Annotated in this window: 7 protein-coding genes; 4 read left to right on the top strand and 3 right to left on the bottom strand. The window is 69.3% G+C overall.

Annotation, left to right across the window (positions count from 1 at the left end; genetic code table 11):
* Positions 1-231: 231 nt before the first annotated feature.
* The 3 genes from ACFXP9_RS11655 to ACFXP9_RS11645 form a co-directional block, all read right to left on the bottom strand.
* Positions 232-942: a hypothetical protein gene (locus ACFXP9_RS11655; protein WP_397209210.1), complete on the bottom strand. Its 711-nt coding sequence runs from the start codon at positions 940-942 to the stop codon at positions 232-234.
* 302 nt (positions 943-1,244) lie between these two features.
* Complete coding sequence (locus ACFXP9_RS11650; RefSeq protein WP_397209209.1) at positions 1,245-1,937, bottom strand: 4'-phosphopantetheinyl transferase family protein; 693 nt, start codon at positions 1,935-1,937, stop codon at positions 1,245-1,247.
* Positions 1,918-2,169, bottom strand: a complete 252-nt coding sequence (locus tag ACFXP9_RS11645) for a phosphopantetheine-binding protein (RefSeq protein ID WP_397209208.1) — start codon at positions 2,167-2,169, stop codon at positions 1,918-1,920. Before ACFXP9_RS11645 ends, ACFXP9_RS11650 begins: the two co-directional genes overlap by 20 nt.
* 201 nt (positions 2,170-2,370) lie before the next feature.
* Between ACFXP9_RS11645 and ACFXP9_RS11640 the strand changes: the two genes are divergently transcribed.
* From ACFXP9_RS11640 to ACFXP9_RS11625, 4 genes are all read left to right on the top strand, one after another.
* Positions 2,371-8,352, top strand: a complete 5,982-nt coding sequence (locus ACFXP9_RS11640) for an amino acid adenylation domain-containing protein (protein ID WP_397210223.1) — start codon at positions 2,371-2,373, stop codon at positions 8,350-8,352.
* A 282-nt stretch (positions 8,353-8,634) separates the two neighbouring features.
* Positions 8,635-10,716 (top strand): TonB-dependent receptor, encoded by a 2,082-nt coding sequence (locus tag ACFXP9_RS11635; RefSeq protein ID WP_397209206.1) that lies wholly within the window; start codon positions 8,635-8,637, stop codon positions 10,714-10,716.
* A gap of 78 nt (positions 10,717-10,794) precedes the next feature.
* Entirely contained in the window at positions 10,795-13,098 is a 2,304-nt protein-coding gene (locus tag ACFXP9_RS11630) for an ABC transporter ATP-binding protein (RefSeq protein WP_397208671.1), read from the top strand.
* On the top strand, positions 13,095-14,876 hold the full coding sequence (locus tag ACFXP9_RS11625) for an ABC transporter ATP-binding protein (protein ID WP_397208672.1): 1,782 nt from the start codon (positions 13,095-13,097) through the stop codon (positions 14,874-14,876). The genes ACFXP9_RS11630 and ACFXP9_RS11625 overlap by 4 nt, the downstream gene beginning before the upstream one ends.
* Positions 14,877-15,009: the final 133 nt, after the last annotated feature.

The raw sequence follows: 15,009 nt of genomic DNA, 5'->3' as shown, positions 1-15,009 counted from the left end.
CCGGCAATCTGCCTGTGGCGTGCAAGACCGCGCCCTTTGCGCAAGACCCCTTACGACCGACCATCCGCTGACCCGCTGACCGGGGCCTGCCCAAGGCTGAACAGGCGGCCTGATCCACGAATGGCCATTGCTGAATCTTTCCCCGCCGCAGCCTTTTGACGATGCGCCTGATGCGTGGTGCCGCGTTGCCCCGGCCCGCCACGCCCGTCCCGTCGTCCGCTGCAAAGGCTGTCAGCGGCGGCGCCATTGCCAGATGGCGTGACCGGCCAGTGCCGCCATGCCCGCCGCGGCCAGTGCGGCGGTCGGCCAATATGCCGCGCTGGCATTCGCGACCACAATACCCAGCAGCGCCCAGCCCACCGCCAGCGGATAGGACCAGATGGACGGCCTGCGCGCCTGCACGGCCAGCGCCACGGCCAGCACCGCCAGCAGCAGCGCCAGCGCCGCCATCTGGCCATCAAGGATGCCATGGCCCGACAGGGTGACCGCCACCGCAACGCCGGTCGCCGCCGTCAGCCAGCCCGCATACAGCCCCGCCGGTCCGGCCTGCCACAAGGGGTCATGCCGCCCGCTGCGCAGCACCGCCATGATCGCCCCACCGGCCATCACCGCAATCATCACCGTGGCCGCGACCGGGGCGGTATTGGCCACGGCGATCCACGGCACGCCCACCGCCAGCGACAGCGCCATGGCGGGCCTCGCCGGGCGCCAGTCCGGGTCATCGGCGCGGCGTATGGCGCCAAAAGCCAGCCCGGCGATCAGCCACAGATAGATCACCCCCCAGATCGAAAACGCCCATGGCGCCGGCTGTGCCGGCCAGTGATCCAGCACCACCGGAAACTGGCCTTTGGTAAAGCCGTTAAACCCGTCGCTGAACAGGGGCGAGGCCGCAAACGCCACCGCAAGCCCCAGAACCAGCCATGCCCATATCCGGTTTGTCATCTCTTCAAGCCTTTCCTCAGTTGCGAACAGGGCCACAGCGGGCCACGCAGATATACCCGCCCGCCCAATTTATAATCGTCCGCCCTGTTTATAACCGCCCGCCGGCTGGTGGGTTGCCAGGGCGGCGGGCATTCCCAGATTTCCGGGGCGGACCGGCAGGGCAGGGGGCCTGAACGGCCCGGCCCGGTCTGGCCTGCGCAGGTGCCGCCCATCGGCGCTGCGACAGGCCTTTCTGCGCGCCGGGCGTGCGCCCTGCCATCGCCACGGCCTGGCCTTGCAATGGCGCAGGTGCCCGTGGGCGGTCATGCCGCGCTGTCCCGAATGCCGGGCACAGGCGGCACCGCAATGGCGGTCAGCACCTGCCCCTGCCACAGGGTCCAGCGAAACCCCAGACATTGCCCGCCCCGCCACGGCGGCAGCGGCGCGGACAGCCGCAGCACCCCATGCCCCGGCCCGATATCCAGCAGCCGCGCCGCGTCAAAGCCAAAGCGCCGCCGCACCGTGGGGTAAAGCGCCTTGAACAGCGATTCCTTGGCTGAAAACACCACGGTCAGCGCCTGCTCCGGGGGCAGCGGCAGCGCCGCCAGACAGCGCGCCTCGGCGGGGTCAAGCACCAGCGGGGCGATCTCGGACGGGCAGGGGATGACCTGTTCCAGATCCACCCCAAGCCCGGCATGGGCCGCGCCAGATCCGGCCAGCGCCACCGCGCATCCGCCGGAATGGCTGATCGCGCCGACAAGCCCCCTGGGCCAGACCGGCGCGCCATCGGCATCGCGGCCAATGACGCCGGGCTGGCCGCGCAATTGCTGAACCGCCCGCGCGGCGGCGCGGCGCCCGGCGATATAGTCAAGCTGCCGCCGCGGCACGGCACGATCCAGCGCGGGCGGCAGTGTCACATAACCGCCCGCCGCGCCGTGGCGGCAATGGGCAAAGACCACCCCCGCAGGCAGGCGCAGGGACTGGGCTGCGGCACCGTCAGCCGGGTGTTGCGGCATTCTGTCGCGCCTGAATCAGCGCCCACCAGGCGTTTGCCGTGGGCTGGGTGATCAGATCCTCGAAGCTGACGGAAATGCCGCGCTGGTGCAGGCGTCCGGCAAAGGCCATGACCCGGATCGAATCCAGCCCATGCATGATCAGGTTGTCATCGGGGTTCGCGGCATCGCCCGGATCGGTCATGGCGGCGATCTGGTCGTTCAGCCAGTCACGGTCCGGTGGGGTCTGGGTCATCGGGATTTTCCTTTCAAAACAGTGCCCCGGCCCTTCGAAACAGTGGTCCGGGCTTTCACAAAAACGGTCCGGGGCCGCCACAGCCCCTGGCCGGGTGAACAGGCGGCAGGCGGGCGTCTGGCGAAATGGGGCTGGACAGCGGCAAATTGACGGTTCAATTATCCGAGTATTTTTATCGGCAAATGTCAAGCGGAGGCCGCGATGACCGATCTGACCCCCATGCAGGCTGCTTACTGGTCGGGACGCCAGTCCGGCGGCATCGCCGCGCATCTTTATGTGGAACTGGATGGTGGCGGCGGTCAGGGTCAGGCTGGTCAGGCTGGTCAGGCGCCGCTGGATGCGTCGCGGCTGGCCGATGCGGTGCGGCGGCTGATGGCGTTGCACCCGATGCTGCGGCTGCGCGTCACCCCGGCTGGCCGCCAGATGGTGACGGATTTTTGCCCGCAACGCCACGGACTGGTGGTCGAGGATCTGTCCGCTGCGGGGCCGCAGGCCTGCGTCGCGGCGCTGACCGCCACGCGCGACAGGATGACCCATCAGGCGCTGGACCTGTCGCGCGGAATCGCGGCGCAGTTTCGCCTGACCCTGCTGCCCGGCGGGGCGCATCGCCTGCATGTCGATCTGGACATGATGGCGGCGGACCCGTCCTGCTTTGGGCGCTTGATGGACGATCTGGCGCGGCTTTACGCCGATCCGCATCTGGCGGCGGATCACCTGCAACCCTGTTATCTGGAACTGCTGACCCCGGCGGCGGCGGATGCCGGGGACCGGGCATGGTGGCAGCGGGCGCTGGCCGACCTGCCGCCGCCGCTGGACCTGCCGGGGCCGGCCACCTGCCTGCCGGTGCCGCGCAGCACCAGCCTGTCGGCGCGTCTGGACGCGGGCGCCCGCGCGGCGCTGACCCGGCAGGCGCGGGCGGCGGCGGTGACGCCCGCGATGCTGTCGCTGGCGCTGTTTGCGCGGGTCATGGCAGACCAGACCGGCCGCGACGATTTCCGCCTGACGGTGCCCGGCTTTCTGCGCCCGGCGCAGCATCCGCATGGCGACCGCATGGTCGGGGATTACGCGGGCATCAGCATTCTGGCGGTGCGGCGGGCGCGTGCCACCGGGCCTGGCGATCTGGGCCGCGACCTGTCGCGCCAGCTGGCGGCGGCGCTGTCGCATGGCGGCTGGCCGGGGGTGTCGGCGCTGCGCGACCTTTCGCGCCAGCGCGGCCGGGTCGAGGCCTCGCCGGTGGTATTTACCGCGGGCTTTGGCCTGCCCGGCGGCTCGATCCTCAGCGGGCGGGCGCGTCAGGTTCTGGGCCGGTTGGGCTGGGCGGTGTCGCAGGGGCCGGGGGTGGCGCTGGATGTGCAGCTGGCGCAAGAGGATGACGGCCTGCTGCTGAACTGGGACCTGCGGCTGGATCTGGTGGACGAAGGCTGGGCGCGGCGGGCCTTTACGCAGCATGTGCAGGCGCTGCGCGCGCCGGTCGCGGATGCGGCACCGGCATTGCGGGCGGGCGAAACCCCGCTGGGCGATTTGCGCAAAGCCTATCTGCTGGGGCGGGGCGATGCGCTGCCGCTGGGCGGCGTGGCGATGCAGGAATTTCGCGAATATCGCGGCGCGCTGACGGTTGCGCAGATCACCGCGCGGCTGGCGCGGCTGGTGGCGGCGCATCCGGCGCTGCGCTGTCGCATCGACCCGCAGGCCGGCACGTCCTGGTGCGGCGATACCGCGCCCGCGCCCCAGATCGTCGATCTGCGCGACCTTGACCCCGCCACCGCCGAGGTCCGCATCGCCGCCGGGCGCAGCGCCTTTGCCCATCATGTCGACGATCTGGCCACCAGCCCATGGGCCTTGCGCCTGTATCAGATGCCGCAAGGTTCGCCTGACGCGACGGTGGCGCAATTGCGTGTCGATGCGCTGATCCTTGACGGGTTCGGCATTGCGCGCATTGCCCGCCAGCTGTTCGGCGGTGATGCGGTCGCGCTGCCCGATGCCGCCCCGACCGATGCGCCAAATCCCGCCGCGCTGCCTGTGGCGACCACCGCCGCGCGTGATGCGGCGGAACGCTGGTGGCGCGACCGGCTGGCGGATGCGGTCGTGCCGCCGCGCCTGCCATGGCGGCAGCCGCCCGACCAGATTGTGTCCTCGGGCTATGCCCGCCGGCAGGTCCGGCTGTCCGCACCCGATCTGGCGCGGCTCAGGCGGATCGGGGCGCGGGCCGGGCTGACGGCCAACAGCATCCTGTCGGTGCTGGTGCTGGACAGCCTGGCGCGCTGGACGCCCGATCTGTCGCTGTGTGTTGCACTGCCGGTCGCGCCGCCCGATCAGGGCGTGCTGGGCAATCGCGCGGGGTTCGTGGCGCTGTGCCATGATGCCGGGGACGCGACACTGCCTGAACGCGCCGCACGGCTTCAGCGAAATCTGGCCGGGGCGCTGTCGCATCTGGCATTTTCCGGTGTCGCGCTGACGCGGATGCTGTTGGCGGGCCGCGATGCGCGCATTGCGCTGCCGGTGGTGCTGACCAACGGTCTGGGCTGGGACGCGCCGGTTGCCGGGGCGCCGATGCGCTGGACCGGGGGGCTGACGCAGACGCCGCAGGTGGCGCTGGACCTGCGCTTGTCGCTGGACGAGGCCGGCGATCTGATCATCGCCGCCGATTATGCGACCGAGGCGCTGGAGGATCAGACCGTTCACGACATTCTGGCCGCGATGGGCCAGACTATGCGCGCCGTGGCCGCCGCCGACAGCCTGCCCGCCCATCTGCCGCCTGGCGACCCCGAACCCGCCCCTGAGGCACAGCCGGGGGCAGATGCGGATGCGGGCGCGGAACCGCTGCCCTATCTGGCGCAGATCGCCGCGCGGCTGGATGACCCGCATTCCGGCACGGCGCTGATCCGAAACGGTCAGGCGGTCAGCTATGCCCGGCTGGGGCGGCAGGTGCGGGCGCTGATGGCCGGGCTGCGCGACCGCGGGCTGGGGGAAGGGTCGGTGCTGGCGATCTGTCTGCCGCGCGGGCGCGACCATCTGGCGCTGCAACTGGCGGCGGCCTTTGCGGGCATCATCTGGGTGCCCATAGACGCCGCATCCCCGCCCCGGCGGCTGGCCTATCTGCTGGAAAACTGTCGTGCCGCGCTGGTTGTCGGTGATGTCTGGGCCACGCCGGGGCTGCCCGCCCGCGCCGTAACCGCCCGCCAGCTGGAGGGCGACCCCGGCACGGTCACGCTGGACCCCGAATTGCTGGCGCGGCGCAGCCATGCGGAAGGGGCGGGGTATTACCTTTATACCTCGGGGACGACGGGGCTGCCGAAATGCGTGGTGCTGTCCAACGCCGCCACCGCCAATGTCATTGGCGCCAGCCTGTCGCGCTGGCGGATCGGGCCGGATGATGTGGTGATGTCGGTGACGCCGCTGCATCACGATATGTCGGTTTTTGACCTGTTCGGGGCGCTGACGGCGGGGGCCTGCATTGTCATGCCCGATGCGGGCGCCGACAAGGACGCGGCGCATTGGGCGCAACTGGTGGCGGCGCATCGGGTCACGGTCTGGGTGTCGGTCCCGGCCATTCTGGACATGCTGACAAGCTGTGCCAGCGATGCGCAGATCGCCTCGTTACGGCTGATCGCGCAGGGGGGCGACTATATCCGCCCCGCCGCGATTGACGCCCTGCGCCGGCGTCTGCCCGGTTGTGTGCTGTATGCGCTGGGCGGTCCCACCGAAACCACGATCTGGAGCATCTGGCACCCGATCGGTCCTGATGACCGGTCGGTCATTCCCTATGGGCGGGCGCTGCCCGGAAATACCTATTCCATTCTGGACCCGCTGGGCCGGCCCTGCCCGCCGGGCGTGACCGGGCGCATCCACAGCGCGGGCCGCAATCTGGCGCTGGGCTATCTGCGGCAGGGCGGGCTGGTGCAGGATGATTTCATCACCCCGGATCAGCCCGGCAATCGGGCAGCACGGCTGTTTCGGTCCGGCGATCTGGGCTGGCGGCGCCGTGACGGCACGATCATCTTTGCCGGGCGCGTCGATGGCTATGTCAAGGTGCGCGGGGTCCGGGTTTCGCTGCCCGATATTGCCGGGGTGCTGTCCGACCACCCCGCGATCAGCGCGGGGGCGGTGGTCGACCTGCCCGATCCGGCCAGTGGCGAAACCGTGCTGGGGGCGGCTTATGTGGCCGGGTCCGGGCTGGCGCCGGGCGATCTGCGGGCGTTTTTGCGCAGCCGCTTGCCGGCATCGCATCTGCCCTCGCGGATGCTGGCGCTGGACCGGCTGCCGCTTAGCCCGAATGGCAAGCCTGACCGGGCCGCGATGCGCGCCGCGCTGGCGCGGCTGGACGGGGCCGCTGCGGCACCTGAGGCGGCACCTGTGGTGGCGGCGGATGTCGCGGATGGCGGCGCTGACAGCGGGCTGACGGCGCTGATCTTGCAGGAATTCCGCGCGGCGCTGGCCGCCGCCGACATGACCGCCGATGATGATTTCTTTGACCGTGGCGGCCATTCGCTGACCGCAACCCGCATTGTCGGACGTCTGGCCAGCCGGCACCGGGTCCGCCTGCGGTTCGAGGATATTTTCGCCCATCCGACCGCCCGCGCTTTGGCGCGCGTGGCGGTGGTGCAGGACCGGCCTGCGCCGGATGTGGGGCTGCGTGTCGACGGATTGCCGCCCGATGGCGCCCGCGCCACAGCGCCCGTCGCTGCGCCCGTGCCCGTCCCCGTCCCTGCGCCCGGACCCGCGCCCGTGACCCCTGCCGGGGGACATGTTGCCAACACCGCGCCCGCCACCCCGGATGGCGCGGGCATTTCACCCGCCCCGACCCCCCACCAGCCCCCCGGCACCATGCCTGCCGGTCCCGGCCCGGACCCGTTGCCACGGCCCGCACCGTTGTCGCTGGCGCAGGCCTCGCTGTGGAAGGTCTATGCCGCGCTGGGCAAGGGCGATCTGTTCAACATCCCCTTTGCGCTGCGCTTTCCTGACCCGGTGGACGAGGTCTGCTTTGGGCAGGCGTTCCGCGATCTGCTGATCCGTCACAGTGTCCTGCGCAGCCTGTTCACCGAGGACGCCGATGGCCGGGTCACCCAGCGGCCCGTGCCTGTGGATGAACTGGACCGCTTTGACTGGTTTTGGACCAGCGAGGCCGGTCACACCCGCACCGCCGAGGCAGGCCATGTCTTTGACCTGTCGCGGGAATTGCCGCTGCGCCTGTGCTTTGCGCCTGAGGGCGGCCAGCAGGTGCTGTCAATGCTGTTCCATCATATCGTGCTGGATGAATGGTCGGTGGATCTGTTGATGACCGACCTGTCCCACGCCTATGCCGCGCGGTCGGCCGGTCAGGCGCCGGTCTGGGCCAGTGACCCGCCGCCCTTTGCCGATTTCGCCCGCGCGCAGGCGGCGGCAGGGCCGGGGGCGGGGCATCTGGACTGGTGGGTGCGGCATCTGCACGATGCGCCGCCACGGCGTGCCTTTACCGACCCGGATGCGACGGATGCCTGCGCCGATGGGGTGGCGGGCGGCGCCGGCACCGATGGCGGCTGGCGCGAAATCGCGGTGCCGGCAGCGGTGGCCGCAGGGCTGCGCCAGACCGCGCGACAGGCCGGGGCGTCGCTGTTCAACGTGGTTTACGCGGCCATTGCGGCGGCGGTGCGGGGGGTGTCGGGGCAGGATGACCTGGTCATCGGGACCTCGGCTGCGGGGCGCGGCGATCCGGCCTTTTTCGACACGGTGGGCTATTTCACCACTGTGGTGGCGCATCGGCTGCGGCTGGCGCCATCGGCCACGGCGCTGGATCTGACGCGGCAGGTGTATCAGATGATCACTGCCTCGCTGCCCCATGAATCTGTCCCGATTGATCTGGTCGAAGAGGCCATCGGCCATTCCGGCCCCGAACATCTGTTCGGGCTGTTCATCCAGATCCATTCCGGCAACCGGATGAATGGCCACCTGACCGGGGCTGACGGCCGCAGGGTCCGCTATCGCCAGATTGACCCGGACAAGACGGAATCGCTGTTGGGCCTGCAATTCGAGGTGCTTGAGGACGTGATCGACGGCGCCCGCGACCTGCGGGTCATGATGAGCTTTCGCAGCGCCAGCTATGGTCCCGGCGATGTGGCGCGGCTGACCCGCGCGGTTCAGGCGATGTTCGCGCGCTTTGCCGACCCGCAGCGCCGGGACCGCCCGCTTGGTCCCGAACCGGCGTAAGGGCAGGGCAAGGGTGAACGGGCCGGGGGATGCCTGCGGGGCATGGGCAGGCGGCTTTGCCGCCGGGCCGCGGCCCCTGGCACGCGGTGATGGCGCGCAGCCATGGTGGGGGCTGGCATGAACGGGCAGCGCAGGGCGGGCTGGCAATTTTGCATCACCGCTGGCGGAACTGCTGGGCAGCCGTTGCCAAAGAAAAACACTTGGGTTCAGCCTTGCGCCGTTCAACAGGGATTCGCAAGCCAGTGCCAGCAATTCCCCATCACCGGATGAAGGGTTTGCAAGATGAGAAAAGGCACTTTTTCAAGGCTTTTGTGCAGCTGTGCCAGCGGGGTGATCCTGTGCGGAATGGCCGTGCCCGCCCTGGCGCAGGACGCGCCGAAAACGGGCCGGGCCGTCGTGCTGGAGGAGATCGTGCTGATCGGGGAAAAGGTCGCGCGGTCGCTGGCACGGACGGCGTCCTCGGTCACCGTTCTGGACAGCCGCGACGCGGCGGCAGCGCCGGGCGATGCCAGCGTGGCCAGCGCCTTGCAGGGGGTGCCGAACCTGATCTTTACCGACAGCGTCGGGGCGCCGATGATCCGCGGTCAGGACAGTCAGGGGCCGAATTCCGGCGCCGGGGCGTTTTTCAGCGGCACGGTTCCTCGGGCCTCGATCAATGTCGACGGGCGTTACCTCAGCTATAACGAATATGCGTTTGGCGCGGCCTCGGTCTGGGACGTGGCCGGGATCGAGGTCTATCGCGGGCCGCAGACGGCGGCGCAGGGCGCCAACAGCATTGCCGGCGCCATCTTCGTGCGCACCAATGACCCCAGCTTCACCCCCGAGGGGCAGGCGCATCTGCAATACGGGTCAGGCGGGCGGCGGCGCGCCGCGCTGGCCTATTCCGCGCCGGTGGCGCCCGATCTGGCGGCGCGGATCGCGCTGGATTACAGCGCCCGCGACACCTTTATCGACTATGTCAGCGACAATTTCGCCAAGGGCAAATCGGATCAGGATTTCGAATCGCGCATGGCGCGGGTCAAGCTGTTGTGGCAGCCCGCCGATCTGACCGGGTTCGAGGCCAAGCTGACGCTGGAACATGACCAGACCAACCGGCCCAGCACGGAATCGGCCTTTGCCCCCTTCGAGGACCTGAACAGTCTGGCCTTGACCATGCCCAGCTGGAAACAGCGCAGCAACGCGGCGGTGCTGGATGTCAGTCAGGATTTCGACAACGGTCTGCGGCTGATCAACCAGTTGCAATATGCCGATACCAACAGCCGCCGGGTGATCGAGCCGTTTCAGGGCGGGTCGGCCAATATCGACCTGCGGTCGGTGTCGAACGAAACCCGGCTGACCTTTGGCGATGCCGGCGGGGCGGGCCTCAGCGGTGTGGTCGGGCTGTTCGTGGCGCGTCGTGATACCGACGAAACGCTTTGGTTGCGCGGTGTGTCGTCCTTTGACGACCAGAAAGACAGCCTTGGCCTTTATACCGAGGTGACATGGCGCGGCGAAAGCCCGTGGTCGGTGACCGGGGGGCTGCGCTATCAGCGCGACCGTGTGCAGCGGCGCGGCAATTCCTCATTCGCGGCGCGACCGCTGGATTACGACGAAACCTTTGACGCGGTGCTGCCGCGTGTGTCGGTGTCCTATGACCTGTCCGACCGCACCACCATCGGCGGTCTGGTCAGCAAGGGCTATAACCCCGGCGGCATCAGCCTGAATCTGCGCAGCGGCGAATATGTGCCGTTCAAGGCCGAAACCGTCTGGAATTACGAATTGTTCGGCCGGACCGAGCTGATGGGTGACCGCCTGATCCTGACCGGCAACCTGTTCTATAGCGATTTCAAGAATGCGCAGCGCTATGTTCAGGTCAGCCTGCCGGAAAATATTGGCCAGAGCCTGACCGTGAACGCGGAAGAGGCGACCTCTTACGGGCTGGAACTGGGGATGGATTATCAGGCCACCGACAGCCTGCGCCTGCGCGGCGGCCTTGGCCTGCTGCATACCGAGATCGGCAAATTCACCAGCGCCATTGCCGATTTCACCGGCAAGGAATTTGCGCGCGCGCCGCGCTATACCGCCAGCCTTGCGGCGGATTGGGACATCACCGCGCAATGGCGCCTGTCGGGCGATGTGCGGCTGACCGATGGCTATTATTCGGATGATGCAAACACCGAAGAATTCAAGATCGGGTCTTATGCCATTGCCAATGCGCGGGTGACCTATACGGCGCAAAACGGGGTCGAGATGTTTGGCTATGTCAACAACATCTTTGACGTGAGAGAGCCGCTTCACAAGCAGGTCAACCGCTCGGTCAAGGCTGTCGAGGCCGCGATGACCCAACCGCGCGAGGTCGGCATTGGCCTGATCCATCGCTTTTGACGGCTTGCGGCGCGGGCGGGCTGTGTCCCCGCCCGCGCCGCGCATCGGTCCGGGCCGTGCAGCAGGGGATTTGAAACGATGACAGGCAAGACATCTGACCGCGCGGTGCCCGCGCCGGACGGGGCGGGGGCGGACCGCGCATGGGCGATCATGGACCCGGTGCGCGGGCGCATCCGGGTGGGGATGGCGCTGGGGGCCGGGTCCGGGCTGGCGGTGCTGGCGACGATGATCTGTCTGGCGATGGTGATCCAGTCGCTGCGCGCGCAGCCGGGGGTCTGGCCGCTGGGCTGGATGCTGGGGGCGCTGGCGGGGACGGTGGCCAGCTATCTGGCGCGGCTGGGGGCGTTCAACCAGTCGCATTACGCCGCTTTCCGGCTGGAACGCCTGCTGCGCAGCGATCTGGCCGCGCGTCTGGCCGAGGTGCCGCTGGGCTATGTTCAGGCCCAGGGCGCCGGGGCGCTGGGCAAGGTCATCCATGACGATGTCAAGGCGCTGCATGTCTTCGTGGCCGACAGCACCCCGCTTTATGCCCGCGCCTATGTCACGCCGCTGGTCACGCTGGCGCTGTTGTTATGGCTGGACTGGCGGCTGGCGCTGGCGGTGCTGGGGGTGCTGTGTCTGGGCCTGCTGGCGATGCGCGGCGCACAGCGGCGCCGGCACGAGATGGCGCGGCTGTATAACGCCGCGCGCGAGGCGGTGGCGGCGGCGACGGTGGAATTCGTGCAGGCAATGCCGGTGGTGCGCAGCTTTGACACCGGCCAGACCAGCTTTGGCCGCTATGACCGGGCGCTGCGCGACTATCTGGCGGTGGTGACGCGCTGGTATCGCGAATCGGGGGCCGGGGTGCGGCTGACCTGGGCGGTGCTCAGCCCGCTGCCGACGCTGGCGGTGGTGCTGTGGCTGGGGGTGGCGCTGATGCGGGGCGGCGATCTGACGCCGGATCGCTGGCTGGCGGTGCTGCTGCTGTGCACCGGCATGGCGGAATCGGTGATGCCGATGATGATGCTGCGCCACATGATCGACAAGGTGCGCCTGTCGATCACCCGCATTCAGAACGTGCTGGCCGCCGCGCCGCTGCCGGTCCCGGCCGTGCCGCTGATGCCGCGCGATGCCAGTGTGGTTTTTGATCATGTCAGCTTCAGTTATGGCGACGGCCTGCCGCAGGTTCTGTCGGATATCAGCTTTACCGCCGCGCCGGGCAGTGTCACGGCGCTGGTCGGGCCGTCCGGGGCGGGCAAAAGCACCATCGCGCGGCTGATCCCACGGTTCTGGGACGTGACTGGCGGGCGTATCCTGATCGGCGGGGTGGATCTGCGCGATCTGCACCCCGCGACGCTGATGGACCATGTGGCCTTCGTGTTTCAGGAAAACTTTCTGTTCGCTGACAGCATCGCGGAAAACATCCGCCTTGGCAGCCCCGACGCGACCGAGGCACAGGTCATTGCCGCCGCCCGCGCCGCGCAGGCGCATGATTTCATCATGGCGCTGCCGCAGGGCTATGACAGCCCGGCGGGCGAACGCGGCGGGGCGCTGTCGGGCGGCCAGCGCCAGCGCATCACCATTGCCCGCGCGATTTTGCAAAACCGCCCCATCCTGGTGCTGGACGAGGCCACGGCCTTTGCCGACCCCGAAAACGAGGCGGCGCTGATCCGGGCCATCGCGGCGCTGACCCGCGGCAAGACCGTCATCATGGTCACCCATCGCCTGCAAAGCGTGACCCGCGCCGACCAGATCCTTGTCGTCGATGACGGACATCTGGTCGAGGCGGGCAGTCACGACACCCTGCTGGCGCGGGGCGGTCGCTATGCCCGGCTGTGGGACAGCCACCGTCAGGCGCAGGGCTGGACGCTGGGGGGCGGGGCAGGGCCGGTCGATGCCACCGCGCCGGATACGCCGCCTGCAACCGCAGCCCCCGCTGCCACGCAGCCTGATGCTGCGGCCCCCCCCGCCGCGCAGCCCGCTGACGCGCAAACACCCGCCGCGCAGCCCACAGCGCCCGCCCCGGCTGCGCGACCCGCTGCTGCCCCCGTTCCGGCCACGCCTGTCCCGGCCATGTCCTCACCCGCTGCGCAAGCAACCGCTGTGCCGCGCCCCGCTGCGCCAGCATCCGCTGCGTCTGCCCCGGCCATGCCAGCCCCTGCGGCGTCAGCTTCTGCCACGCCAGCCCCTGCCATGCCGGGCAAAGCCGTGTCAGACGCGGATGCGCAACCCACCGCCGCGCAACCCACCGTCGCGCAGCCTGCTGACGCGCCGCCCCCGGCTGCGTCAACAGCCGCCGCGTCATCCCCCGCCGCGCCCGGCAAAGCCGCGGCAGACGCGCCGCCGCCCGCGACCGGCACATCACCCTCTGCCGCCCCCAAATCCGACGAGGCCACGTCATGACACCGCCCCCCGCCAACAGGCCCGGACCCACCCCGCTGCGCGTGACATGGCGGCAATTGCTGGACAGCGTCGACCCCGATCAGACCCGCTTTGGCGCGGCGATTGCCGGTCTTGCGGGGGCGGCGGTGCTGCAAGGGCTGTCGCTGGCCGCCATCGTGCCGCTGTTTACGCACGCCTTTGCCGCCGACTGGCCCGGCACCGGGCGCTGGCTGATCGGGACGACGCTGCTGATGCTGGCGGCGACCGGGCTGCGCTGGTGGGCGCAGGGCTATGATTTCGACGGGCGCATGGCCGCCGCCACCCATCGCCTGCGGCTGCGTCTGGGCACCCAGCTGCGCCGTATCCCGCTGGAGGTGTTGGGCAGCCGCCGCAGCGGCGAGATGACCTCGATGGTGCTGAACAATGTCGACGAAAACCTTTTGTCCACGCTGACCATCCTGAACCTGATCTTCATCGCGGTGCTGACCCCGCTGGCCACCGGTCTGGCGCTGCTGGCGGTGGACTGGCGGGTGGGGCTGATCCTGCTGGTGCTGTTTCCCGCCATCGTGCCGCTGTATCGCTGGCGCCGCCCCGCCATCGGGCGCGGCAAGCGCATTCTGGCCGAGGCCCACCAGCAGGCCAGTGCCGATGTGCTGGAATATACGCAGGGTCTGGCAGTGCTGCGCGCGGCCAATTGCGCCGGGGCGCGGGCAGCACGCCTTCAGGCCAGTTTCCGGCGGCTGGAAGACATCCAGACCTATGGCCACCGCAAGGGCGAAAAGCCCAACCTGATCGTGTCCACCACGGTCGAGGCCGGGCTGATGCTGATGCTGGGTCTGGGGGTGGCGTGGGTGGTCGGTGGCTCGCTGTCGGTGGCGGTGCTGGCGGCGCTGTTCGTCATCGTCGCCCGCCTGTCCGAGCCGCTGGCGACCTTCATCCTGTATACGGCGATTCTGGAACTGATCGAGGCCGCGCTGGCCCGCATCAAGGCGCTGCTGGCGATTGCCCCGCTGCCCGACCAGATGCCGGTCGCGCTGCCGCAGGGGCATGACATCAGCCTGCGACAGGTCGGTTTCACCTATGCCGGGGCCGACGCCCCGGCGCTGCGCGGGGTCGATCTGGACATCCCTTCGGGCAGCCTGACGGCGCTGGTCGGGCCCTCGGGGTCGGGCAAGACGACGCTGACCCGGCTGATCCTGCGCCATGCCGACCCGCAAAACGGTCAGGTCCGCATCGGCGGCGCCGATCTGCGCCAGATCCCCGAGGATCACCTGCGCCGGATGCTGTCGGTGGTGTTTCAGGATGTGCATCTGTTTAATGACACCGTGGCCGCGAATATCCGCATGGCCCGGCCCGAGGCCTCGGACGCGGAGCTGCGCGCGGCGGCCCGCGCGGCGCAATGCCTTGATTTCATCGAAAAGCTGCCGCAGGGCTGGGACACGCCCCTGGGCGATATCGGGGAACGGCTGTCGGGCGGCGAACGCCAGCGCATTTCCATCGCGCGGGCACTGCTGAAGGATGCGCCGATCGTCATTCTGGACGAACCCACCGCCGCGCTGGACACCGAAAGCGAACGCGCCGTCCAGCGCGCCATCGACCATCTGGTGCGCGACCGCACGGTGATCGTCATCGCCCATCGCCTGTCCACGATCATGGGTGCCAGCCGGATCGTGGTGGTCGAGGATGGCCGCATCGTCCAGCAGGGCACCCATTCCCAGCTGATCGCACAGCCCGGTCGCTATGGCGCGATGTGGCGCGCGCAGCAGGCCGAAAAACACTGGTCGCCCGAAGGCGCGTGATGGCGCGTTGGGGTGGCCCGGCTGGCGCATTTGGTCTGGTCGTCAGCCGGTGCCGGTGCTGTGTCGGGCAGCCTCGGGCGCCTTTGGCGGGGCAGGTTGCGGGCCAAGGCAGGGCGGCAGCCCGCCCGCTTGA

Source organism: Paracoccus jiaweipingae (genome assembly GCF_044335505.1).
Taxonomy (GTDB): Bacteria; Pseudomonadota; Alphaproteobacteria; order Rhodobacterales; family Rhodobacteraceae; genus Paracoccus.
The sequence above is the reverse complement of the archived record's forward strand: the minus strand, read 5'-3'. Positions and strand labels throughout refer to the sequence as shown.

Coding starts and splice junctions, on each gene's coding strand:
- ACFXP9_RS11655 (WP_397209210.1), bottom strand. CDS start 942: ATGACAAACCGGATATGGGCATGGCTGGTTCTGGGGCTTGCGGTGGCG.
- ACFXP9_RS11650 (WP_397209209.1), bottom strand. CDS start 1,937: ATGCCGCAACACCCGGCTGACGGTGCCGCAGCCCAGTCCCTGCGCCTG.
- ACFXP9_RS11645 (WP_397209208.1), bottom strand. CDS start 2,169: ATGACCCAGACCCCACCGGACCGTGACTGGCTGAACGACCAGATCGCC.
- ACFXP9_RS11640 (WP_397210223.1), top strand. CDS start 2,371: ATGACCGATCTGACCCCCATGCAGGCTGCTTACTGGTCGGGACGCCAG.
- ACFXP9_RS11635 (WP_397209206.1), top strand. CDS start 8,635: ATGAGAAAAGGCACTTTTTCAAGGCTTTTGTGCAGCTGTGCCAGCGGG.
- ACFXP9_RS11630 (WP_397208671.1), top strand. CDS start 10,795: ATGACAGGCAAGACATCTGACCGCGCGGTGCCCGCGCCGGACGGGGCG.
- ACFXP9_RS11625 (WP_397208672.1), top strand. CDS start 13,095: ATGACACCGCCCCCCGCCAACAGGCCCGGACCCACCCCGCTGCGCGTG.